Here is a 19,348-nt window from a genome sequence, read left to right as displayed (position 1 = left end):
CGCCCCGGTCAGCCCCGGGTCGCCGTACGGCGCCGCAGCATCAACCCGCCGATCCCCGCCGCCAAGATCATCGCCGTCCCGCCGAGGACGAACATCCTGGCGTCGGGACCGGCGTCCCCTCCCCCGCCCGTCGAGGCACCACCACCGGGGGTCTCGGCGACATGCCCGGACTTCCTGGGCTTGGGGGGCTTGGCGGTCTTGGTCTGGGTGATGGTCACGACCGGCTCGGGAGTGGGCGTGTCGGCCGGAGTGGTCGTCGTCGGGGTGGTGGTCGCGGTCGTGGTCGGCGTGGTGGTGGCCGCGCCGGTCGGCTTGACGGTGACCAGCAGCGCGGCGGCGGTCGCCTCCGCCGGGGTGGCGACCAGGCAGTCGTAGATGAGGGTCTCCGTCCCGGTGCCCGCGGCCGCCTGGTGGCTGACGGAGAAGGCGTCCGGCCGGACCGTGACGACCCCGGCCGCGGTCGGGACCACGGTGACCAGCACGGTGGGCAGCGGGGGCAGCACTCCGTTGACGGCCACGACCCCGGGCGTCGTCGTGGCCAGGACCGAGTGGATGTCCCCCGTGGTTGTCGGCACGGGCCCGGAGATCGACGTGTCCGCCTCGATCACGATCCGGTCCCCTGCGGCGATGGCCACCGGGGCGACCAGGTTCGGCGGCGCGGGGGGCTGACCGGCCTTCCAGGTCACCACGACGGTCGCGCTCGGAGTGGGGGTCGTGAGGGGGCCCGACAGGTCCATCTGCATCTTGTAGGTGCCGGCGGTGCCGGTACCCGAGGCCGCGGTGCACGTGTAGGTGACCGGCTTGGCCACCGCCGTCATCGAGGCGATCGCGGGAACCGCGCCGAGGAGGATGCCCGCGCCGACCACTCCGGCTGCCGTCTTCGCCGCGACGCGACGACGCGTCTTGGACCTCAGCACAGTTACTCTCCGTTTCGGCACAGCTGACCGCTTTGGCGCGGTTGCCCACGATTCCAGGCGATGGTCACAGTCCGGCATAGATCCTATGAACACAAGCAGAGAGATGCACGTGTCTTGGCAAAACGGGCATAAATTCCGTCCTGTCTCATCAAGACAGTGCACGCCAGGAAAAAGACCTCTCAGGCGCGCAGCGCCCGGATCACCACCGTGGTGATCGGCAGTTCGAACTCACCCCGCGCGGTCTCCGGGGTCGAGCGCAGGTAGTCGGCGATCCTGCCCAGCAGCTCGGCGCGGTCTCCCTCGGGAAGCGTCAGCACGTGGGAGTGGGTGGCGATCGTGGCGACCATCGACTCGGCGGTCCTGCGCTGGCTGTGCGGGAACCAGGCCTGCTCGACCGGGCCGAACCACGGCTCTCCGAGTTCGAGCATGTCGGGACGCCACTGCGTGCGGGAGACCGTGCTGCGCGCGACCTCCTTCAGCCCGTTCACCCACGGCACCTGGTCGTCGTCGAGGTTCCACAACCCCGCGACCACCCCGCCGGGCGCCAGGACCCGGGCCATCTCCGGCGCGGCCCGGTCGAGGTCGAACCAGTGCATCGCCTGCCCGACCAGGACCGCGTCGACCGAACTGTCCGGCAGCGGGATCCGCTCCGCGCCGCCCGGCAGGGCCTCGACCCTGGGCAGCCGCACCCGGAACTGGCGGAGCATGGCCGGGTCCGGCTCGACCGCGACGACATCGGTGACGTGCCTCAGCAGCACCTCGGTCAGCTTCCCGGTGCCCGCTCCCAGGTCGAGGACGCGCGGAGGCTGCGAGCCCCTGACGGGTTCGAGCGCCCACAGCACGGCGGCGTCGGGGTAGTCGGGCCGCTCCCGCGCGTAGGCCTCAGCCTGGCCGCCGAACGATGACGCCCTGCGGGCCGCGGACTCGGGGTCGATGCCGGGGAAAGCGCTGGGTCCACCCATGCCATCACGATATAGGTCCATATTTCATGGCTCATCGTGAAAAAAAGGGTTTTCCTGGTAAATCGCCTGGTGAGCACGGGTGAACCCTCGGGTAAAAGGGCCATACCATCACTCCGGGTGACCGTCGATCACCCGGCCAGCGCCCGGCGGTAGGGAGTCAGGGTCGCGAGCCACTCGTCAAGGGAGTCCGCGTCCTGCCACAGGTCGTACAGTTCGTTGTCCCCGGGGCGGGCCGCCCGGTCGAGAAGGTCGGCGGCGAGCCCGCGCAACGCCGCGTCCACCTGGAACGGGTTGCCCTCAAGCCATCTGACCGCCACCGGGTCGGTCAGGGCGACGGACTCGGCACCGGCCAGACGGGCGATCGTGAGACAGGCCATCGCGACCGCGCCCGCCATGTCCGGCCCCTCGACGTAGTCGTCCTGGTCGAGGATCTCCCGCAGCGCCTCCGACAGGGCCGCCGCCGGGTCCGCCGTACCGTCGAGATGCGCCAGCAGGTCGAGTGCCCCGTCGTTGTCGAACGGTCCCAGATCCCAGGCTCCCATGTCGCACCTCTCCTCACCGGCCTCTTCCTCGGTTCGGAGCTTAGGCGGCACCTCCGACAAATCACCCAAAGTTCTCCTTCGACCGGATGAGGGGGCGTGGACGGTTCCCCCAGCGTGGAGGAGGAAACGGGCCATCCGCGTCCCTACCTTCGAGACATGGCGGACAGAAACCCGGAACGCACCACGAGACCACGCCCCAGGAGAGGTCGCAGACTGCTGCGGACACTGCTTCGGGCAGCGGCCCTCGCCCTGGTCCTGCTCGTGCTGGCCTCTGGGGTGGGGTTCGCCTACGAGTCGAACGCCTCACGGGCCGACGCGCGGGAGCACCGGGCACCGGGGCGGCTGGTCGACGTGGGCGGCCACCGCCTGCACCTGTACTGCACCGGCCGGGGCGCCCCGACCGTCGTGCTCGAAGCGGGACTGGCCGAGTCGAGCGCGAGCTGGGAGGTGATCCAGCGCCGCCTGTCCGCCCGCTCCCGGGTGTGCTCCTACGACCGGGCGGGATACGCCTGGAGCCAGGAGGGACCCTCCCCCCGTACGGCGGAGCGCCTGGCCGGAGAGCTGCACGCGCTGCTGGCCGCCTCCGGGGAGGCCGGGCCGTACGTGCTGGTCGCGCACTCCTTCGGCGGCAACGTCGTACGGGTCTTCGCCGACCGCCGGCGGAGCCTGACCGCCGGGCTCGTGCTGATCGACGTCACCGACGAGACGGCCCTGACGGCGCTGCGGATCTCCCGGCCGCTGATGGCCGTACAGCTCGGCGTCAACCAGTTCGTCGCCCGGGTCGGGTTGCTCAGACTGCGCGGCGACGCCTTCGTGCCTCCGGAGGCGACCCCGACGGCCCGCGCGAACGCCACCGTCGTCTACGGCTCGGGCAGCATGGCGGCGGCCCGCGCCGAGGCGTGGGCGTCGGTGGACAGCGCCGCCCAGGTGGCCGCGACGGTTCGTCCCGGGGCGTGGGGCGATCTACCGGTCACGGTGATCGTCCCGGCGGGACAGCCGGAGGAGGACGCCCGGCACGCCAGGAGCCTGGCGGCGCTGTCGAGCCGGGGTCGCCTGGTGACGGCCTCGACCACCGAGCACTACGTGCAGAACGCCCAGCCCGACCTCGTCCTCGCCGAGATCGCCAGAGTCGCCGCCGGGTGATCAGCCGGGCAGGTCGACCTCCTCGCGCAGCACGCTGTAGATCACCCCGTCACGCCAGTGACCGTTCCTGAACGAGTAGCCGCGCAGCACGCCCTCCCGGGTGAAGCCCGCCTTCTCCAGCGCGCGCTGCTCGGCGAGGTTGGCGTCCTCGGTGACCGCCTCGACCCTGACCACCTGCGTGTGCGCGAACAGGTACTCCACCAGCAGGCGCTGTGCCCGGGTGCCGAAGCCCCGGCCCCGGGCCTCGGGCAGCAGGGCGATCCCCAGGTTCCAGCAGTGTGAGGTCCGCGCGGTCACGATCTTGCGCCAGGTGACGAAGCCGAGCCGCTCCGCGCCGCGGACGACGAGCAGCCGGCCGCCCTCGGCGTCGAGGAAACGGTTCTCCGCCCACAACCGGCGCCACCCGCCGGGGTCCGACCAGCCGAGCCAGCCGAACAGCCCCGCCGCCTCCGGCTCGACGGAGAAGCGCTCAAGCGTCTCCAGGTCCTCCTCGACGATCGGCCGTAACGCCACCTGATCAACGCTCATGCCGTCACGCTACGAACCGCCGACCGAGCCGTCCAGATGCCCGAAGACCTCCCGCGCCGCCCCGAGGCTGTCCCGCAGCGCCCGCTCAAGCTCGTCGGCCTCCTCGGCCAGCCGCCCGACCTCGGGTACGGCCAGTGCGTCCGCCCCCGACTCGGCGAGCAGCTCCTCGTAGCGCGGCAGTCGTTCGGCGAACGCCCGCAGTTGGTCATGCGCCCGCTGGGCCTGTTCCGCCCGCGCGACATGGGCGGCGTAGCGTTCGATCGCCTCGACCCTGGCGACGACCGCCTTCTCGCTCTCGGCCAGCACCCGTTCCAGGGGCCGCACCGCGGCCGAGACCTCCGGGGTCACCCCACCGGCCATGAGTGTCCCGTGCTCCGCGCGCAACGCGGACAGCTTGGCCAGCAGGCGTGCGATCTCCCACTCCTGCGCGGGCAGGACCACCGTGTTGCGCACGTCGTCGAGAAGACCCTCGGCGTTGACCCGCGAACCGAGGATCGAACCGGCCGCCGTCCTCGTCCTGACGAGCAGTTCTCTCGCCGCGTCGTCGAAATCCTCCTCAAGGAGATAACTCTCCCGGCAGTCTTCGGCGAGGCCGTACAAGACGTGTTCCGGAGAAAGGCGGTCCTCCGCGTCACCGGCGGCCCGTATCGCGGCGACGACGAGTCCGGCCAGCGTGAGGGAAAGCACGATCTCGATCAGGAGACCGGCGCCGACGAAAACCGCGGCGACAAGGGCCAATGCCGTCAGCATTCCCTTGACCGCGAGGGAGGCGGCCGACCGCTTCCTGGGCAGCGGCAGGGGCTTCCAGCCTTTTCGCACCTTTTCGAGCATGAGCGCGTTGTCACCGAGGACGGTCGCCGTCTCCTCGGGAAGGGCGGGGTCGACGATTATCCGGATTCTACGGTTGCCGGCCCGCGTAGTCGCCATGTGCTGGATCCTAACCGTTTCAGAAATGCGATTTCCGTTTTCCCCCGGCGCTTTATACGCGAGGAAAGCAGGTGGCCTCCTCACTTCGGTCTGCCTACATTTGGTCCATGACGACTTCCCCGTTCCAGGTGATCTGCGAGATCGAGCCGCCGACCCGGCCCGACCTGATGCACGTCCGGCACCAGATCGGAACCCTGAGCAAGATCTCCGACACCTTCCTGGTGCCCGACAACCACATCGGCCGTGCCACGGTCTCCAGCGTGGCGGTCGCGCACGAGGTCGAGGCGATGGGAGGCCGTAGCATCGCGTGCCTCAACTCACGCGACCGCAACCTGCTGGGGTTCCGCCGCGACCTGCTGACCGCCGCGGCCTACGGCGTCGACCGCTTCCTGTTCGTCTACGGGGACAAGCCGGCGACGGGCAACCGCACCGGCGACCTGAACGTGCGCGCGATGATCGAGGAGGTCCGTGCCCTGCCGGACGACCCCGCCTTCGCCGGGGTGCGCCCCTTCCAGATCGGTACGGCCGCCGGCCTTCGCCCGCTACCCGCATGGAAGCACGCGGCCGACTTCGTCTTCGTCCAGGTCAGCTTCTCCCTGGAGGCCCTGCTGAGGTGGCGGGAGGCCAACCCCGTCGAGGTCCCCGTCTACGCGGGCGTGATGGTCCTGGCCAGCGAGAACCACGCCCGGCGTCTCTCCGCCGCGATCCCGGACATCGACATCCCCGAGGACCTGGTCCGCGCGGTCGCCGCCGACCGCCAGGCCGGGGTCGAGGCCACCTGCGAGCAGGTCCTCAAGATCCGCGAATCCGGCGCCTTCGACGGGGTTCACCTGATCCCGGTCTCCCGTTACCGCCAGGTCGCCGCCCGGCTTGAGGAACTGCTCTGACAGGTTCGTCCCAGAACGCCCGGCCGGTCAACGGCCGGTCAGCAGTGCGGCGAAACGGTCGACGTCGACGTTGCCGCCGCTGATGATCACACCGATCCGCCGTCCCGCCAGGTCTCCCGCGAGCCTGCGGACGGCGGCGAGGCCGAGTGCGCCGGTGGGCTCGACGACGATCTTCATCGTGGCGAAGAAGGTCCGCATGGCCTCGACGAGCTCGGCGTCGGTCGCGGTGACGATGTCGTCGACGTCGCGGCTGATGATCGCGAAGGTGTGGGCGCCGAGATGCTGGGTCTGCGCGCCGTCGGCGATGGTCACCGGGGTGTCGATGTGGACGACGCTCCCCTGGCGCAGGGACCGCAGGCCGTCGTCACCCGCCTCGGGCTCCACGCCGTACAGCGCGCAGCCCGGCGACAGCTCCTTGGCCACCAGCGCGGTGCCGGACAGCAGCCCGCCCCCGCCGAGCGGCACGAACAGCGCGTCGAGGTCGCCGACCTCCTCCAGCAACTCCAGGGCGGCGGTGCCCTGCCCCGCGATGACGTCCGGATGGTCGTACGGCGGGATCAACGTGAGCCCGTGTTCCACGGCCAGCGCGCGGCCGATCTCCTCACGGTCCTCGGCGTAGCGGTCGTAGCCGACGACCCGCCCGCCGTACCCCTTGGTCGCGGCGACCTTCGCGGCGGGCGCGTCGTGGGGCATGACGATCGTGGCCGGGATGTCCAGCATCCTGGCGGCCAGCGCCACGGCCTGGGCGTGGTTGCCCGAGGAGTAGGCGACCACGCCCGCGCGCCGCTGCTCCGGGGTGAACCGGGACAGGGCGTTGAACGCGCCACGGAACTTGAAGGCGCCCATGCGCTGGAGGTTCTCGCACTTGAACACCACGTCGGCGCCGACGCTCTCGTTGATCCGGCGCGAGCGCAGCACGGGGGTGCGGTGCGCGTGGGAGGAGATACGGGCGGCGGCGTCCCGGACGTCGTCGTAGGTCGGCAGCTGGAGCATCGGCGGCTTCTCCCCTTCGGGGTTCTTCGACGGTTCGCAACGATCTTCGACACGACCACGGTAACCGCCCCGGCCGTTCGCGTCAGCCCTCCCGCCGGTCCGCCTCCCGGTCGGGCCGCACGGATCCGGGCCCCGTCGACCAGGCTTCCCGGGACAGTCCTCGCAGGTCAGGGCTTGTGGGTCAGGCACCGCGAACCAGACCCCGTAGGGCAGGTTCCGCGGGTCGGGCCTCATGGACCAAGACCCTGCGAGCCGGACTTCCCGGACCAGGTCTCACGGGTCAGGTACCGCGGAGCGGGCTGCACGAACCAGACTGAGCGGCTCAGACTGCGCAGGTCAGGCTTTGCAGGCCAGGCCTCACGGCTCAGGCTTCGCGGGTCAGGCTTTGCGGGTGGCCGACAGGGTCGCGTAGACGATGATGTTGTCGGTGTAGTGGTGGGTCCGGCTGTTGTAGACGCCGCCACAGGTGATCAGGCGCAGAGTCGCCTCTCCGGTGTTGCCGTAGACCCGCTTCGACGGGAACGACGTCTTGCTGACCTGCTCGACCCCGTCCACGGTGAACTCCACGATGGTCCTGTCCGACCTGGAGACCTTGATCTTGTCCCCGCGTTTGATCTCCTTCAGGCGGCTGAAGACGGCCGCCCCACTGCGGGTGTTCACGTGCCCGAGCACCACCGAGGGGCCCTGCTGCCCGGGGACCGGGCCGTTCTTGTACCAACCTGCCAGGTTCGGCTTGCTCAACGGCGGGGTCTGGATCTCCTTCTTGGCGTCGACACCCAGTGCCATCAGCGGAGCCAGCAGCCCGATCTTGGGAATGGCCAGCTTGTTCGGCCGTACCCCCGCGCTCTTGAGCGGCGCGGGCGGCTTGACCACGGGCAGCGGCGGACGAGCGGTGGGAGCGGCGGCCGTCAACGGCGCGTCGAGCCCGCCGTGCCCCACCTCGGCGGGGGCCGCCGCGACCGGCTCCTGCGGCTGCGGATCCTGCGACTGCCCCGGCTGTACGGCCTGCGTCTCCTGGCCACCCTGGGTGGGGACGTCCTGCACGATCATGCTGTCGGCCGCCCGCGGCACGGGTGGGCCGTACGGCTCGTCGTCGGCGACCGGTGTCAGGTAGGTCAGCAGCCCGGCCATGATCGCGGCGACCCCGCCGAGCGAGCCGACCACCAGCAGGGTGGGCAGCAGGAGGCCGCCGCCCTTCCTGGGCGGACGGCCGCCGCCGTAGTAGGGGCCCTGACCCTGTGAAGGCCCTGGATACACCCGGCGCCTCCTTACCTGTCCCCGCGCATGCGCCTACTGTCCCCTATCGACCCGCTTCGTGTCAGCGGCCCTGGCTGTGCGCCGCACGCCGCCGCCTCAACGCCACTCCGCCGACCACGCTCGCGAGCACCATCGCCGTCCCGCCGCCGATCAACCCCGCGCCCGAACGATTCTCATCGGGAGCCTCACCCGTCTGCGCACCACCGCTGGGCGTCACGATCACCTGAGGAGCGGTCGGCGTCGGCCGGGTGGGGGTCACGGTCGCGGTGACGGTGAGGGTGGGCTTGGGAGTGGCGGTGTGGGGCGGCACGGTCGTGTAGTAGGTGCTGGGCACCACGGACGGGGTCCTAGTGGGGGTGGGGGTCGGGGTGGTCGCCGTAGGCGTCGGGGTAGGTGACTTCTCGACCTTCACCGGCACCGTCTCGGCCTTGGTGGGCTTACAGACAGCATTGAAGTTGTCGACATCCGTATAAAGCTCGGGCTTCGGCTCCTTGAGCACCCTGAAAGCGTCGACGATCAAATACTTTCCAGGGGAGGCGTTCTTCAGCTTGACGGTGTACGTTCCGTATTTCAAACCCTTCACGGACCAAAGAACCTGCTGCGTCCGCTTCGCATCGGCCGGAACGTTGGTCTGACCGTCCGCCTCCTTTGAGGCATTGACCTTCGTCGCCGGCTGGACCGGACTTCCAGCCTCGGTGAGAGTGACTTCAACCTCGCCCATGTCGTCATCGCGTTCGGTGACGTATTCGACACCGGTGCCGGTGAACGAGAACTCGGCGGTCGCGCCATCATCAGTGGTCGCGTGCACGTCTTTCCCGATGTCGTCGATCTTGTCGTCGGCCCTGCGAATCCACTTGTTGCCCACGGAATACTTGATCGCAGGGTTTTCCGCCCCGTTGACACTGTCGTTGAAGACGGTCACCTCATCGGAGGGCAGGTACTGCACCGTGAGGCTCCTGGGCGTGACCTTGATCTCGCCTTCCTTTCCCACGATGTAGGAACCCGGCGCCAATGTGGGGAGGGGAAGCGGCGCGCCCTTCTGCAGAGCGTTGGCGACGACGGTCTCTCCCATCGAGTCAAGCGTTCCCGTGCCACTCCAATAGTCGGATATCCCCGCGCTGCCCCGGGCGACCACACGCGCCTTCGCGGGCGAGTCCTCCGGAGCCTTGAAAGGGGAATCACCCAGAGTCCACTTGATATCGAGCGACTGCCCGATGTAGACCTTCGTCGGAAAAGCGACCCTGACCAGAACCTTCGCCTGAGCCGGAGCCAAATCATTCGAAGGAGTACAGAAGAAGTCCGAGATATAGGTGTCCGTGTCGGCAACGCTCTGAGAACTCGTCAGAACGACCAGGGAACCAGCCGCCACCCCTAGGACTGACGCCGCGACTGCCTTGCGGAGTCCTGCTCCCCACCGAACCACTGGTCGCTCCGATCATCGGATCTGGCCATAAAACCGGTCATAAAGTCACAACTCGCTCCGGATCGTACTGCCCAGCCCCAGCATGACGCAGGAAGATGACAAGACCCCCAGCAGACTGTGGCGGACTTGTGATCCGCCCGAATCTCCGGCGGAGGCCGTACAACGCCCGCCACCTGGGTGTACCTATGGGTAACAGAATCGTATTCTGTCCTCGTATCCCAAGGAGGCAAGCCCATGCGACGAGACCTCTTCCAGGAGGAGCACCTGCTCTTCCAGGAGACCGTGCGCGAGTTCATGGCCCGCGAGGTGGTTCCCCACCACGACCGGTGGGAGAAGGACGGCATCGTCCCCCGCGAGGTGTGGAAGAAGGCCGGGGAGATCGGCATGTTCGGCTTCGGAGTGCCCGAGGAGTACGGCGGCGCCGGGATCAAGGACTTCCGCTACAACACCGTGATCGTCGAGGAGGTCATGCGGATCGGCGCCACCGGTCTCGGCTTCTCCCTGCACAACGACGTGATGGCGCCGTACTTCGTCGACCTCACCGACGACGACCAGAAGGCCCGCTGGCTGCCCGGATTCGCCTCGGGAGAGCTGATCACGGCCGTGGCGATGACCGAGCCCGGCGCGGGCAGCGACCTGCAGGGCATCAGGACCACCGCCAGGCGCGAGGGCGACCACTACGTCGTCAACGGCCAGAAGACCTTCATCACCAACGGCATCAACTCCGACCTCGTCGTCGTGGTCGCCAAGACCGACCCGGAGGCGGGCGCCAAGGGCGTCTCGCTGCTGGTCGTCGAACGGGGCATGGAGGGCTTCGGCCGGGGCCGCAACCTGGAGAAGATCGGCATGCACGCCCAGGACACGGCGGAGCTGTTCTTCGACGACGTACGGGTTCCCGCGGCCAACCTGCTCGGTGGGCAGGAGGGCCGGGGCTTCTACCAGCTCATGGCCAACCTGCCGCAGGAGCGCCTGTCGATCGCGGTCATGGCGGTGGCCTCGGCGGAGGCCGTCCTGGCGCAGACCATCGAGTACTGCAGGTCCCGTACGGCATTCGGCCGCAGCATCGGCAGCTTCCAGAACACCCGGTTCGTCCTGGCCGAACTGGACACCGAGCTGGAGATCGCCCGTCACTACGTGGACAGGTGCGTCCTCGCCCTCAACGCCGGGGAGCTGAGCGCGGTGGACGCGGCCAAGGCCAAGTGGTGGACCACGGAGCTGCAGAACAAGGTCATCGACCGCTGCCTGCAGTTGCACGGCGGCTACGGCTACATGATGGACTACCCCGTGGCCAAGGCCTGGATCGACAGCCGGGTGCAGACGATCTACGGCGGCACGACCGAGATCATGAAGGAGATCATCGGCCGCTCGTTCGGCTTCTGACCCCTCGAATGACCCCTCGGATGGCCCCTCGGATGGCCCCTCGGAGACGCCGCAACGCCCCGGGAACGCCGGGACACCGCCCTCCCACCACGGAAGGGCGGCCCGGTCCCTCACTCCTTGACGATCTCCTCGATCTTGATCGCGTCGCCCTCCGAGATCAGTACCCTCGCCTCGAACGTGACCCCCGCCTTGAGCGCCTTGAACAGCTCCGCCGACGTGCAGCGGTGCGGAACCGCCCCCTTCTGGCAGACGCTCCCCTGCGTGTCGAGCACGACCGTGTCACCGGTGAGGTGCACCTCGTGCGGCCCGTCGGAAGCGTCGACCACGACCGACTCCTTCCCCAGCGGGCTGAGCCGCCCCGTCACGTCGTCGACCCGCGAAACGCTCCCGCTGCGTGTCGGCGTCGCCGTGGGGGTGACGCTCGGCTCCACCGGAACGTCCGGCACGCTCTCACTGGGTGTCTCGGACGGCATTTGCGACGTGTCGGCGGTGACGGTCGCGGTGGGCGACGCGGCGGCCGAGGGGCTCTCCCCCGAGGCTCCCGAGGTCCCCGAGCCTCCCGAGGAGCAGGCCGCCAGGCAGGCGGCGAGCGCGACGGCGAGCACGGAGCCCCGGACGGCCGAAGGAACGCGTGTCACTTTCACCCATCTACTCACGGACAGCACCATTCCACGAGAAACGGTGTCGTGGTTAATCGCCACAAGATCCTCACGGTCGACGCATACTGGTCACCGTAGGCTCCCCCTGAGGCGGTGTTGATGGACAGCGGACTGATCCTGCTGGTCTTCCTGGCGTTCCTGTTCGCCTGGGGGCTCAACCGGGTACGGCGCGCGATGCGGCTCGGCACGGTCGCCTACGCCGGAATCATGATCGTCTTCATCCTGGTGATGCTCGCCCTCTGGGGCCAGACCTTCCGCTAGCCCACCGAGCCGCCGACCCGACGAGGCCGGCCCCGCACGCCGTACGGAACGGGGCCGACGGTCCCGTCGTCAGCTCCGTGACCCCTCAAGCACCACCCGCGCGACCAGGGCCGGATCGTCGTTCATCGCCAGGTGCCCGCACCCCCGCAGCAGCCGCACCCGCTGCCCCGACCACCTGGCGGCCCGTACGGCCTGCCGACGGGGGAACAGCCGGTCGCGGTCGCCCCAGGCGATGGTCACCGGCGTCTTCGGCGGCGCCGGAGGCATCAGCCAGACGAACGAGTCGAGGGTGTCGTCGAACCCCGGCGCCTCCCGCAGCGCCCGCCTGGCCGAGGAGAGGTCCTGTGCGGAGAGCCTGGACGGGTGGCCGACGAGCAGCCCGGCGGCCAGCGTGTGACCCAGCGGGTTCGCCGCGAGGGCCTCGCCCCGCTCCGAGTCCAGCGCGAAGGCCAGTGCCCGGAACGTCCTGAGCACCGCCCGCGAGTACACCAGCTCGCTCCGGTTCCAGAATCCGACGGGCGACAGCGCCGTGGCCGTACGGACCGTCCCCCGTGAGGCCAGTTCCAGGGCCACGTATCCACCGAGGGAGGTGCCCGCGACGTGGGGTTCGCCGAAGCCGAGCCTCGCGCAGAACGTCTCGACCGCGTCGGCGAGGCTCTCCACCGTGTACGGCGAGCCCGGCGGCAGCGGCGGGGAGGCACCGAAGCCGGGAAGGTCGACGGCGATCACGTCCCGCTCGGCCGCGAGCAGGTCGAGCACCGGCAGCCACGCCTGCCAGTGGTGACCGATTCCGTGCAGCAGGACCAGGGGCTCCCCTGTCCCGCGACGTTCGAAGGCCAGATCCATCCCCCGAGTGAAGCACCGATCGTCCCCGGCTTCTATGACGGGGGCGCCATGCCCTGACCGCCTCACCGGCTCAGGACGCGTAACCTGCGGGAAATTTCCGGACAAGCTCACGAAACCTGGCAGTGATCTTGATTCTGGTCAGCGTGACTTGGTGGGGATCTCGAACCAGACGGCCTTACCCTCTCTGGTCGGGCGGGAGCCCCAGCGCTTGGCGAGCTGGTCGACGAGGTAGAGACCCCGGCCGCCCTCGTCGTTCTCCCCCGCGCTGCGGATGCGGGGAAGGCGCAGGTCCTGGTCGAACACCTCGACCCAGACGGATTCGCCTCCCCTGCGGAGCCTCAGGGTGAACTCCTTCTCGTTGACGACCTCGTCCTCGAAGCCCGGGATGTCCCACGACTCGTCGAAGGAGAAGGGGGTGGTGGTGTCGATCACCAGGTCACGACGGGGGACGCTGGCGTTCGCCGCGTGCAGCACGACGTTGGTGACCACCTCGGAGACCAGCAGGCAGGCCAGCTCGGCGCGCTCCTCGGGGACGTTCCAGCCGCTGAAGGCCTCCGCCGCCATCCTGCGGGCCTCGCCGACCATGATGGGCTGGGCGGGGAAGGTGCGTTCCTCGACGTCGAGCTCGTCACGGGCGGACCTGACGACCAGGATGGCCATGTCGTCGTCGATCTCGCCGGGGACGGCGTCCGTCGCGGCCTGGGCGATGTTCTCGACCGTGTCGTCGGAGACCTCGATGAGCTTGCCGAAGAGCGCGGCGAGGGTCTCCTCGTCGCTCGGCGGCCTGCCGTCGGCGTCGCGCAGGGGGCGGCGGTCGACCAGGCCGTCGGTGTAGAGCAGCAGCGCGGCCCCCGCGGGCAGCGTGCGGGTCTCCTCCTTGTAGACCAGGTCGGCGTTGATGCCACGGGCGCGGACGCCCAGGGGCTTGCCGACCTCCTCGATCTCCAGCTCGCTGCAGGTGCCGTCGACCAGGAGCAGCGGCGGGGCGTGCCCGGCGTTGGCGAAGGACAACTGGCGCGACCAGGCGTCGTAGACGAGGTACTGGCAGGTGACGATGGGCGGGACGCTGATGTCGGCACCGCTGTCGTCCCACTCGGGGGTGGCGATGCTGTGGGTCCAGTCGTCGAGCCTGGCGAGGATCTCCGCGGGTGGCTTGTCGTCCTGGGCGAAGGCCCGCAGCGCGGCCCTGAGCTGGCCCATGACGGCGGCGGCCTTGGCTCCCCTGCCCTCGACGTCGCCGATGACGATGCCGACCCGGCCCGCCGACAGCGGGATGACGTCGTACCAGTCGCCGCCGACCTGGGTCTGGATGCCCTGGCCGTGCGAGGCGAGCGGCGCCGCGGGGCAGTAACGGACCGCGATCTCCAGGCCGTCGAGCTCGGGCAGCGGCGCGGGGGGCAGCAGGTTCTTCTGGAAGGACTCGGCGGTGTGCCGCTCCTCCTCGAACAGCAGCGCGTTGTCCACGGCGAGCGCGACCCGGGTCGCGACGGCACCGACGAAGTCACGGTCGAAGGCGTCGTAGTGCGGGCTGCGCCGGTCGGTCAGGTTGGACAGGCCGAGGTACATCAGCCCGAGGACCTCACCGCGCACGCACAGCGGCGCCACGATGGCCGAGGTCATCCCGATCTCGGCGGCGAGGCGGGTGCTGGCCTCTCCGGGGCTGGGGTAGTTGGTCTGGGAGAAGTCCTCGACGAGGATCGTCTCCTGGCGCCGCAGCGCGATCTCGGCGTAGTGCCCTGTCGGGTAGTTGATGTCGGCGCCGATGGGGGCCCAGGTGTTGGGCGGCGGGCTCCAGCCCGGGACGTGGCTGGAGACCTTCCTGGTCAGCCTGCCGTTGTCCATGAGTTCGATGAAGCAGTGGTCGGCGAACTGCGGGACGAGCATCTCGGCGACGCGGTTGAGCGTCTCCTCGACGTACAGCGAGCCCGCGAGGCGCTCGCCGATCCGTTCGAGCAGGCCGTAGCGGTCCTTCTCGCGTTCGTTGCTGCGCATCGCCTCCCTGGCGGTGATGACGATGCCGGTGACCGAGCCCGACTGGTGCCGCAGCGGCACGGCCTGGGCCCGGACGTAGATGATCGTGCCGTCGCCGCGCTTGACGTCGAAGGTGCCCTCCCACACCCCGCCCTTGAGCACGTGCTTGGCGAGCTCGACGGCGAGGGGGTGGTCCTTCTCCATGATGCCCAGGGAACGTGACTGGTCGCGGGCCGCCGGGCCCGGCCTGCCGAACAGCCGTTCCGCGAAGGGGTTCCAGTAGACGACGTTGCTGAAGCGGTCGGTGACGACCACCGCCATCTCGGCATGGTCGAGGACCGAATGCGCCGAAAGGTGGTCGGCGGTGTCCTGTGAGAGATCCCCCCACCGTTTCATCCAGCGACCACCCCTTGGGGACGGCTTTGCGCAAAGCGAACCACGGTTGCTCCTGCTGCGGTCTCGGCAGGGGAGTGGAGGGTCTCCCGGGGGGATTTCAACCAAGCAGATGGATCTTGGTCATCGGGTGGAGACGAAGACATGCGCGGCGATGTCTCGCGGGAGGTCCGCCAGAGTATTCTCCGCCTTGTCGTCACCTGTCACCCGCACACCGTCGTCGCTTGCCGCGAGCGTTACCTCGCGTCCGGGTTGTATCCCAACTTGCTTGAGTTTAAGCATCACAGCCGGATCACTTTGCACTTGTTCGCTAATTCGGCGGACGACAACGGGTATATCCCTGGGTCCGGCCAGCGCCGCCATCGACGGCAGTGACTGCCAGGCCGCGCCGTCCTGGGCCGCGACGCCCAACTCCTCAAGGCCCGGGATGGGGTTGCCGTGCGGGTCCTCCTTCGGGTGGTTCAGCAGCGTGACCAGCCTGGCCTCGACGGACTCGGACATGACGTGCTCCCAGCGGCAGGCCTCGACGTGCACCTCCTCCCATGGCAGGCCGATCACCTGGGTGAGCAGGCACTCGGCGAGGCGGTGCTTGCGCATGACGCGCGTGGCGAGCGTGCGTCCCAGGTCGGTCATCGTCAGGTGCCGGTCTCCCTCAACCCTGACCAGGCCATCGCGCTCCATCCGGGCCACCGTCTGGCTGACGGTGGGACCGCTCTGCTGAAGCCGCTCGGCGATGCGCGCACGGAGAGGGGTGATTCCCTCCTCCTCCAACTCGAAGATCGTGCGGAGGTACATCTCCGTGGTGTCGATCAGGCCGTGTGCGGTCAAGGCTCCTCCCGTCCTTATCTCGTTCCAAGGCCGGTCGCGGCGTCCTCCCCTGGGGACAGCGACAGACCTGAAGTCCTCGGACTCTGACCCTATTGCGAGATCCGCCCACAGCGGCCAACGATGGCAACATCGGGGGCAGGTAAATCCTTCCCAACCTGCCCAAACACTCTGATCACTTGGACCCCGCGGCGGCGGAACGGTAACGCCTGAACGCCGGTACGGCCAGCCCGACCGCGAGCACCACCACGGCGCACGCGATCCCCCCGCCGACCCAGGAGGCCGTGGCGCCGAACCACACGGCCGTCGCGCCCGCCCTGAGGTCGCCGAGCCTGGGGCCTCCGGCGACCACGACCGTGAACACGCCCTGCATGCGCCCGCGCATGTCGTCGGGCGCGTGGGTCTGCAGGATCGTCTGCCGCCAGACGGCCGAGACCAGGTCGGCGGCGCCGCCCAGGGCCAGCAGGGCGATCATCAGCCACAGCTGGCCGACCAGTCCCGCCAGGGCGACGCTGACGCCCCAGGCGGCGATCACGAACGTCAGGGCGAGCCCCTGGCGGCTGATCCGGCCGACCCAGCCGGACAGCAGGCCGCCGAGGACCGCGCCGATCGAGATGCTCGCCGAGAGCCAGCCGAACGCGAGCGGGTCACCGCCGAAGCGTTCGGCGACGATCTCGGGGAACAGCGCCCTGGGCAGCGCGAACGCCATGGCGATGATGTCCACGACGAACGACATCATCACCACGGGGTGGCCGGAGATGTAGCGCAGGCCGTCCACGACGGAGCGCAGGCCGGGGCTGGTCACCGCGCCGACCGGTTCGAGGCGCGGCAGCCGTACGGCGGCGTAGAAGCCGGCGCCGAACAGCAGGGCGTCGATCAGGTAGGCGACGGCGACGCCGCTCTGGGCGAGCACGAAGCCCGCGATCAGCGGGCCGATCACGGTCCCGAGGTTGCCGACCAGGAAGTTGAGGGTGTTGGCGGCGGGGACGAGCTCGGTGGAGACGAGCCTGGGGATGATCGCCCCCCGGGTCGGGCCGGTGATGGCGAACCCGGTGGCGTGGACGGCGACGGTGGCCAGCAGCAGGCCGATGCTCGACACCTGCAGGAGCGCCTGGGCGAGCAGGGCCAGCGTCGCGCTCCAGGCGATCAGGGAGCCGACCAGCAGTAGTTTGCGCCGGTCGACGGCGTCGGCGACGGCCCCGCCCCACAGGCCGAAGGCGACCAGCGGGATCAGGTTGGTCGGGCCGAGCATGCCGACCCAGAAGGAGGAGCCGGTCATGCCGTAGATCTGGGCGCTGACCGCTACCGAGGTGAGCTGGAAGCCGATGAACGAGACGCCCTGACCCATCCAGAGCCGCCGGTAGGCCGGGACCCGCAGTGGACGGGTGTCCACCGCGAGTCTCCTGACGAGATTCCTGACCGCCACGTATCCCCCTCAGCCCTTAGGACATATGGGGATATATCAGTAATGGCCAGGTAACAAGTCACGGGGCCAGGCGTTCGACGGTCCACGAGGCGCCCGTACGGCGGTAGCGGAGACGGTCGTGCATGCGGTCGAGCTGACCCTGCCAGAACTCCACCTCCGACGGCACGACCCGGAAACCGCCCCAGAAGTCGGGCACCGGCGGGTCCTCCGGCCAGCGCTCGGCCAGCTCCGCGTAGCGCTCGTCGAGCTCCCGCCTGGACTGCACGACGGCCGACTGCCGCGAGGCCCACGCCCCGATGCGCGAGCCGTAGGGACGGGACCTGAAGTAGGCGGCCGACTCCTCCCGCGGCAGCCGTACCACGTGGCCCTCGATCCTCACCTGGCGGCGGATGGAGTGCCAGGGGAACAGCAGGCTGGCCCTGGGGTTCTCGGTGAGGTCGCGGCCCTTGCGTGACTCGTAGTTGGTGTAGAAGACGAATCCGTCCTCGTCGTAGCCCTTCAGCAGGACGGTCCTTGCCGTCGGCCTGCCGCCGGCCGAACTGGTCGCGACGACCATCGCGTTCGGCTCGGGAAGCTCGGCCGCCACGGCGTCGTCGAACCATCGGGCGAACTGGCTGACGGGGTCGGGGGCGAGATCTTCCTCAAGCAGAGGGAGACCTTCGTAGGTGCGGCGAAGCCCGGCAAGCGAAGGCGGGCGCGAGGTGGCATCCACGGGACGGTATTCTCCCGTGCTTGACGGAGAGCATGCGCACCGCCCCCACCTGGGACGATCGCGTTCCGGCGGGTCCGGCGGCACACCACCGCGCCCTAGGGGGTTGAATATGACCCGCCGGTATCTCGACATCAAGGCTTTGACTTCAAGAAAGGGAGGCGGCCGAGAATGTCCGACTTCAAACCCGGGCTCGAAGGCGTGGTGGCCTTCGAGACGGAGATCGCGGAACCGGACAAAGAAGGGGGCGCCCTTCGTTACCGGGGCGTCGACATCGAGGAGCTTGTCGGTCGCGTTTCCTTTGGACACGTGTGGGGCCTGCTCGTCGACAACACGTTCCAGCCGGGCCTCGCCCCGGCCGAGCCGTACCCCATCCCTGTCCACTCCGGTGACATCCGCGTCGACGTACAGAGCGCGCTGGCCATGCTGGCCCCCGCGTACGGCTTCAACCAGGTGCTCGACATCGACGCCGAGCAGGTACGCGCCGACCTGGCGCGCGCCAGTGTGACCGCCCTCAGCTTCGTCGCCCAGTCGGCGCGCGGCCTCGGCCTGCCGATGGTCCCGCAGAGCGAGGTCGACAAGGCCGAGAGCATCGTCGAGCGGTTCATGATCCGCTGGCGGGGCGAGGCCGACCCCAAGCACGTCAAGGCGATCGACGCCTACTGGACGTCCGCCGCCGAGCACGGCATGAACGCCTCCACCTTCACCGCCCGGGTGATCGCCTCGACCGGTGCCGACGTCGCGGCGGCGCTGAGCGGAGCGGTCGGCGCCATGTCCGGTCCGCTGCACGGGGGCGCCCCCGCCCGCGTGCTGCACATGATCGAGGGCGTCGAGAAGCTGGGCGACGCCAAGAAGTGGGTCCAGCAGGAGCTGGACAACGGCCAGCGGCTCATGGGCTTCGGTCACCGGGTCTACCGGGCCGAGGACCCCAGGGCCCGCGTGCTGCGCCGTACGGCCAAGGAGCTCAACGCGCCTCGCTACGAGGTCGCCGCGGCGCTTGAGCAGGCCGCCCTCGAAGAACTGCACGCCCGTAAGCCCGACCGGGTGCTCGCCACCAACGTCGAGTACTGGGCCGCGGTCATCCTGGACTTCGCCGAGGTCCCCGCCAACATGTTCACCTCCATGTTCACCTGCGCACGCACCGCGGGCTGGGCGGCTCACATCCTGGAGCAGAAGCGCACGGGCAGGCTGGTCCGCCCCAGCGCCAAGTACGTGGGCCCACCGCAGCGTTCGATCAACGACGTCCCCGGCGCCGCCGAGGTCCTCGCCTCCTTCTGACCCCCCGATCAGTCTCGTACG

At 69.4% G+C, this 19,348-nt stretch carries 19 protein-coding genes; 5 read left to right on the top strand and 14 right to left on the bottom strand.

The features are described from left to right. Positions 1–8: 8 nt before the first annotated feature. The 3 genes from ABZ470_RS28670 to ABZ470_RS28660 all read right to left on the bottom strand — a co-directional run bounded on the left by ABZ470_RS28670 (position 9) and on the right by ABZ470_RS28660 (position 2,421). Complete coding sequence (locus ABZ470_RS28670) at positions 9–917, bottom strand: hypothetical protein (protein WP_362915229.1); 909 nt, start codon at positions 915–917, stop codon at positions 9–11. Between the two features lie 179 nt (positions 918–1,096). Continuing rightward, positions 1,097–1,879, bottom strand: coding sequence for a class I SAM-dependent methyltransferase (locus ABZ470_RS28665; RefSeq protein WP_362915227.1), 783 nt, complete (start codon positions 1,877–1,879; stop codon positions 1,097–1,099). A 128-nt stretch (positions 1,880–2,007) separates the two neighbouring features. Beyond that, complete coding sequence (locus ABZ470_RS28660) at positions 2,008–2,421, bottom strand: DUF4259 domain-containing protein (RefSeq protein ID WP_362781276.1); 414 nt, start codon at positions 2,419–2,421, stop codon at positions 2,008–2,010. A 156-nt stretch (positions 2,422–2,577) separates the two neighbouring features. Between ABZ470_RS28660 and ABZ470_RS28655 the strand changes: the two genes are divergently transcribed. Next, positions 2,578–3,564 carry an alpha/beta hydrolase gene (locus tag ABZ470_RS28655; RefSeq protein ID WP_362915225.1) on the top strand — a complete coding sequence of 329 codons (987 nt, stop codon included), beginning with the start codon at positions 2,578–2,580 and terminating at the stop codon, positions 3,562–3,564. Here the strand turns inward: ABZ470_RS28655 and ABZ470_RS28650 are convergent, their stop codons facing one another. Further along, on the bottom strand, positions 3,565–4,092 hold the full coding sequence (locus ABZ470_RS28650; protein ID WP_362915223.1) for a GNAT family protein: 528 nt from the start codon (positions 4,090–4,092) through the stop codon (positions 3,565–3,567). Positions 4,093–4,101: 9 nt separating this feature from the next. Further along, positions 4,102–5,019: a hypothetical protein gene (locus ABZ470_RS28645; RefSeq protein ID WP_362915222.1), complete on the bottom strand. Its 918-nt coding sequence runs from the start codon at positions 5,017–5,019 to the stop codon at positions 4,102–4,104. Between the two features lie 107 nt (positions 5,020–5,126). Here ABZ470_RS28645 and ABZ470_RS28640 point away from each other — a divergent pair, with 107 nt between their 5' ends. Then, positions 5,127–5,906: a methylenetetrahydrofolate reductase gene (locus ABZ470_RS28640; RefSeq protein ID WP_362915220.1), complete on the top strand. Its 780-nt coding sequence runs from the start codon at positions 5,127–5,129 to the stop codon at positions 5,904–5,906. A gap of 27 nt (positions 5,907–5,933) precedes the next feature. Here ABZ470_RS28640 and ABZ470_RS28635 read toward each other — a convergent pair whose 3' ends face one another. The 3 genes from ABZ470_RS28635 to ABZ470_RS28625 all read right to left on the bottom strand — a co-directional run bounded on the left by ABZ470_RS28635 (position 5,934) and on the right by ABZ470_RS28625 (position 9,525). After that, positions 5,934–6,899: a threo-3-hydroxy-L-aspartate ammonia-lyase gene (locus ABZ470_RS28635; RefSeq protein ID WP_362915218.1), complete on the bottom strand. Its 966-nt coding sequence runs from the start codon at positions 6,897–6,899 to the stop codon at positions 5,934–5,936. A 378-nt stretch (positions 6,900–7,277) separates the two neighbouring features. Beyond that, entirely contained in the window at positions 7,278–8,156 is an 879-nt protein-coding gene (locus tag ABZ470_RS28630) for a class F sortase (RefSeq protein ID WP_362915216.1), read from the bottom strand. Between the two features lie 61 nt (positions 8,157–8,217). After that, a complete protein-coding gene (locus ABZ470_RS28625; RefSeq protein WP_362915214.1) occupies positions 8,218–9,525 on the bottom strand; it encodes a hypothetical protein in 1,308 nt (435 codons plus the stop codon). A gap of 288 nt (positions 9,526–9,813) precedes the next feature. On the opposite strand from ABZ470_RS28625, the gene ABZ470_RS28620 reads away from it, so the two are divergent. Further along, on the top strand, positions 9,814–10,959 hold the full coding sequence (locus ABZ470_RS28620) for an acyl-CoA dehydrogenase family protein (RefSeq protein ID WP_362781263.1): 1,146 nt from the start codon (positions 9,814–9,816) through the stop codon (positions 10,957–10,959). A 110-nt stretch (positions 10,960–11,069) separates the two neighbouring features. Here ABZ470_RS28620 and ABZ470_RS28615 read toward each other — a convergent pair whose 3' ends face one another. After that, positions 11,070–11,597: a hypothetical protein gene (locus ABZ470_RS28615; RefSeq protein WP_362915212.1), complete on the bottom strand. Its 528-nt coding sequence runs from the start codon at positions 11,595–11,597 to the stop codon at positions 11,070–11,072. 120 nt (positions 11,598–11,717) lie between these two features. On the opposite strand from ABZ470_RS28615, the gene ABZ470_RS28610 reads away from it, so the two are divergent. Next, positions 11,718–11,879, top strand: a complete 162-nt coding sequence (locus ABZ470_RS28610; RefSeq protein ID WP_352014715.1) for a hypothetical protein — start codon at positions 11,718–11,720, stop codon at positions 11,877–11,879. Between the two features lie 69 nt (positions 11,880–11,948). On the opposite strand, the gene ABZ470_RS28605 is transcribed toward ABZ470_RS28610, so the two are convergent. From ABZ470_RS28605 to pdxH, 5 genes are all read right to left on the bottom strand, one after another. Beyond that, on the bottom strand, positions 11,949–12,725 hold the full coding sequence (locus ABZ470_RS28605; RefSeq protein ID WP_352014714.1) for an alpha/beta hydrolase: 777 nt from the start codon (positions 12,723–12,725) through the stop codon (positions 11,949–11,951). Between the two features lie 138 nt (positions 12,726–12,863). After that, entirely contained in the window at positions 12,864–15,092 is a 2,229-nt protein-coding gene (locus ABZ470_RS28600) for a SpoIIE family protein phosphatase (protein ID WP_352014713.1), read from the bottom strand. A 120-nt stretch (positions 15,093–15,212) separates the two neighbouring features. Next, entirely contained in the window at positions 15,213–15,917 is a 705-nt protein-coding gene (locus ABZ470_RS28595) for a metal-dependent transcriptional regulator (RefSeq protein ID WP_352014712.1), read from the bottom strand. Between the two features lie 172 nt (positions 15,918–16,089). Next, a complete protein-coding gene (locus ABZ470_RS28590; protein ID WP_352014711.1) occupies positions 16,090–17,307 on the bottom strand; it encodes an MFS transporter in 1,218 nt (405 codons plus the stop codon). 91 nt (positions 17,308–17,398) lie between these two features. Beyond that, positions 17,399–18,052, bottom strand: a complete 654-nt coding sequence (pdxH, locus tag ABZ470_RS28585) for a pyridoxamine 5'-phosphate oxidase (RefSeq protein ID WP_352014710.1) — start codon at positions 18,050–18,052, stop codon at positions 17,399–17,401. 168 nt (positions 18,053–18,220) lie between these two features. Here pdxH and ABZ470_RS28580 point away from each other — a divergent pair, with 168 nt between their 5' ends. After that, on the top strand, positions 18,221–19,327 hold the full coding sequence (locus ABZ470_RS28580; RefSeq protein ID WP_352014709.1) for a citrate synthase 2: 1,107 nt from the start codon (positions 18,221–18,223) through the stop codon (positions 19,325–19,327). Positions 19,328–19,348: the final 21 nt, after the last annotated feature.

Source organism: Streptosporangium sp. NPDC020072, from assembly GCF_040631445.1.
GTDB lineage: Bacteria > Actinomycetota > Actinomycetes > Streptosporangiales > Streptosporangiaceae > Streptosporangium.
Note: the sequence above shows the minus strand (reverse complement) of the source record. Positions and strands in the feature narration are given on the sequence as shown.

What these genes read in the sequence shown, in the direction of transcription:
- ABZ470_RS28665 (WP_362915227.1), bottom strand. Translation starts at nt 1,879, where the DNA reads ATGGGTGGACCCAGCGCTTTCCCCGGCATCGACCCCGAGTCCGCGGCC.
- ABZ470_RS28660 (WP_362781276.1), bottom strand. Translation starts at nt 2,421, where the DNA reads ATGGGAGCCTGGGATCTGGGACCGTTCGACAACGACGGGGCACTCGAC.
- ABZ470_RS28655 (WP_362915225.1), top strand. Translation starts at nt 2,578, where the DNA reads ATGGCGGACAGAAACCCGGAACGCACCACGAGACCACGCCCCAGGAGA.
- ABZ470_RS28650 (WP_362915223.1), bottom strand. Translation starts at nt 4,092, where the DNA reads ATGAGCGTTGATCAGGTGGCGTTACGGCCGATCGTCGAGGAGGACCTG.
- ABZ470_RS28645 (WP_362915222.1), bottom strand. Translation starts at nt 5,019, where the DNA reads ATGGCGACTACGCGGGCCGGCAACCGTAGAATCCGGATAATCGTCGAC.
- ABZ470_RS28640 (WP_362915220.1), top strand. Translation starts at nt 5,127, where the DNA reads ATGACGACTTCCCCGTTCCAGGTGATCTGCGAGATCGAGCCGCCGACC.
- ABZ470_RS28635 (WP_362915218.1), bottom strand. Translation starts at nt 6,899, where the DNA reads ATGCTCCAGCTGCCGACCTACGACGACGTCCGGGACGCCGCCGCCCGT.
- ABZ470_RS28620 (WP_362781263.1), top strand. Translation starts at nt 9,814, where the DNA reads ATGCGACGAGACCTCTTCCAGGAGGAGCACCTGCTCTTCCAGGAGACC.
- ABZ470_RS28610 (WP_352014715.1), top strand. Translation starts at nt 11,718, where the DNA reads ATGGACAGCGGACTGATCCTGCTGGTCTTCCTGGCGTTCCTGTTCGCC.
- ABZ470_RS28605 (WP_352014714.1), bottom strand. Translation starts at nt 12,725, where the DNA reads ATGGATCTGGCCTTCGAACGTCGCGGGACAGGGGAGCCCCTGGTCCTG.
- ABZ470_RS28600 (WP_352014713.1), bottom strand. Translation starts at nt 15,092, where the DNA reads ATGAAACGGTGGGGGGATCTCTCACAGGACACCGCCGACCACCTTTCG.
- ABZ470_RS28580 (WP_352014709.1), top strand. Translation starts at nt 18,221, where the DNA reads ATGTCCGACTTCAAACCCGGGCTCGAAGGCGTGGTGGCCTTCGAGACG.